Here is a 2,317-nt window from a genome sequence, read left to right on the forward strand (position 1 = left end):
TAATCGGCTGGGTCAGCGGTGTTACCACCGCCTTCCCGCCTAAGAACCGTACGTGACAGTTTCCCGTCATACGGCTCAAGCATTTCATCACTTCTTCAAGCGGTTCTCAGCATAAATACGCTGACAGGTGCAATGAACGTAGCGCATATTGCGAACATCTTCCATGCCAGCCTTTGCCTTTGGTGCAAGGTAGAAGATTTCTCTTTCTTCCGTTACATCCATCGGCATTCCGCAGTGGTAGCACAGTCCGTTCTGGTTTTTCCAAATCATCTTGAATTTTCCAGTCAGCCGGTGCATTCCTTTATCGAATTTCCTTTTTTGGAAATACGCCTCATCGAGGAACGGATTTGCAGTAGCTTTTATCTTGGTATGTCGCACAATGGCTGTGCTGTCCACCCGTATCAGCTCCTTGTTTTCCGTAGAGAACACCCAGTTCCGATTACCGACACGATGCCAGTATCTCGTGGAAATCCACCACTTGTTCTTCTTTGGGTGCCGTCTTTTAGCCCATCGCCACAGCAGTTCGTACAGGACATAGTCCAGATGCGCGAACGCATCACTTGCGCATACGGACTGGTGGTAATTAGTCCAACCTCGAATTTGTTCATTCAACTTCATAATCAGAACATCTTGCTGCCACGCTTTTCCTCTGCGGAGAATCGTGTCAGAGATATTGGAAACGATAGCCTTAACCGCCTTTTGGGAAGGCTTGATAATCAGCTTTTCGTTATACTTTCTGAAGTTCCAGCCGAGGAAGTCGAAACCATCGTCAATGTTGGTGACAACGGTCTTTTCATCAGAAAGTTCCAATCCGCGTTCAGCGAGAAACTCTCGAATCAGCTCCTTTGCTTCAAGAGCCAGTTCAGGTGTTGCCGCTGTGACCACAAAATCGTCTGCATAGCGGACGAAGTTTACTTTGTGGGCATTCTTAAATCTTGAATCGACCTTACCGAGCGCGTTCGTGTGAAAGCGTTCGACCAGCTTCTTCTCGATACCATCCAGCGTCATGTTCGCCAGAATGGGGGAGATAATACCACCTTGCGGAGTTCCTTCCTCGGTAGGAAAGAGTTCGCGCTGATAGATAAATCCCGCCTTTAAGAACTGCTTCAAAATGTTCTTGTCCATGGGGATGTTCGCCAGAAGCCAATCATGGCTGATATGGTCGAAGCAACCTTTGATGTCACCCTCCAAAACCCACTTCGGAGAAATGTGCTTGCGCGACAGTGCATTGAACAGATATTCGCAGGCATCCTGTGCGCATCTTCCTTTTCGGAAACCAAAGGATTTCCCATCTGCTGTTGTTTCCGCCACCGGCTCCAGTGCCAAAGCATAAAGAGCCTGCATTGCGCGGTCATACATCGTGGGAATCCCCAACGGACGTTTTTTCTTCTTGTCCTTCTTTTCGATATACACTCTACGGAGAGGACGTGCACGATACCTTTTATCTGTCAGCGATAGAGCCGCTGCCATTTTCTTCGCCGGAGTGTTCCAGAGAACACCATCCACACCGGGAGTTCTGCGCCCGTCGTTGGTTACGACACGCTTGACAGCCAGTGCTTTGGCGTAAAAGGAATGTGTCAGAAGATACTGAAGTCGTTTTACTGCGTTGTAGTCTTTTTGCTGAGTTGCCTTGACAATCCTGATTTGTAGCCTGTTGACTTCCCGCTCTGCCTTATGCCAGTCAATGTTTTTCCATTGGGCACTCAACATAGCTTCGTCCGACAGCTTCTCAGAAGTTTTACCTTCCGTCGTTGAATACTTATCGTTCACAGGAATACCTCCAATCTTGCCATGAAATACCCGGAATAAGTCAGCACCCTTTCAGGTCAGGGCAAATTTTGAACCCCTATGCTCACCGTTACAGTGAACCTTTCGCTTTTTATTCCATCTCATACCCTCTGCGCCATTTCTTCCTCTTGCGAGGTCGATACCTTTGTTCAAGGAACGCATAGGGTTTTCCACGTTCCACGTAATGCATAATTCTCGAATGCCTTAGCCGCCATCTTTGAACCGGGAGGATTTGTGTCCATTTGCTTCGGGGTAGCGAAAGGCCCCTCGGCCACCTCCAACACCTTTTGGTGTAGGTGTATCAGCCTTATTTCACCTATTCCCTGTAACGATCCTTACGATGATTCACATTACGTTCGACATAGCATTCTTTACCCTAACAGTACATCCGCTTTAGGCTGGCAGATTTCCCATATTGTCCTGTGAGCTTCCCAACGCCGGCTTTTGACCAGTGCAGGTCACAGTAGGGTTACTCCAAATGGATAGAGCAGTGTTTATACACAATACATTACGCGACTTCGTGTCGCAC

The 2,317-nt window shown here is 48.1% G+C and carries 1 protein-coding gene; it reads right to left on the reverse strand.

Annotated elements, in window-relative coordinates; genetic code table 11:
• Positions 1-87: 87 nt before the first annotated feature.
• Positions 88-1,770, reverse strand: coding sequence for a group II intron reverse transcriptase/maturase (gene ltrA, locus C7J97_RS14545; RefSeq protein WP_113993393.1), 1,683 nt, complete (start codon positions 1,768-1,770; stop codon positions 88-90).
• Between the last annotated feature and the right edge of the window lie 547 nt (positions 1,771-2,317).

Source organism: Faecalibacterium prausnitzii, assembly GCF_003324185.1.
GTDB lineage: Bacteria > Bacillota > Clostridia > Oscillospirales > Ruminococcaceae > Faecalibacterium > Faecalibacterium prausnitzii.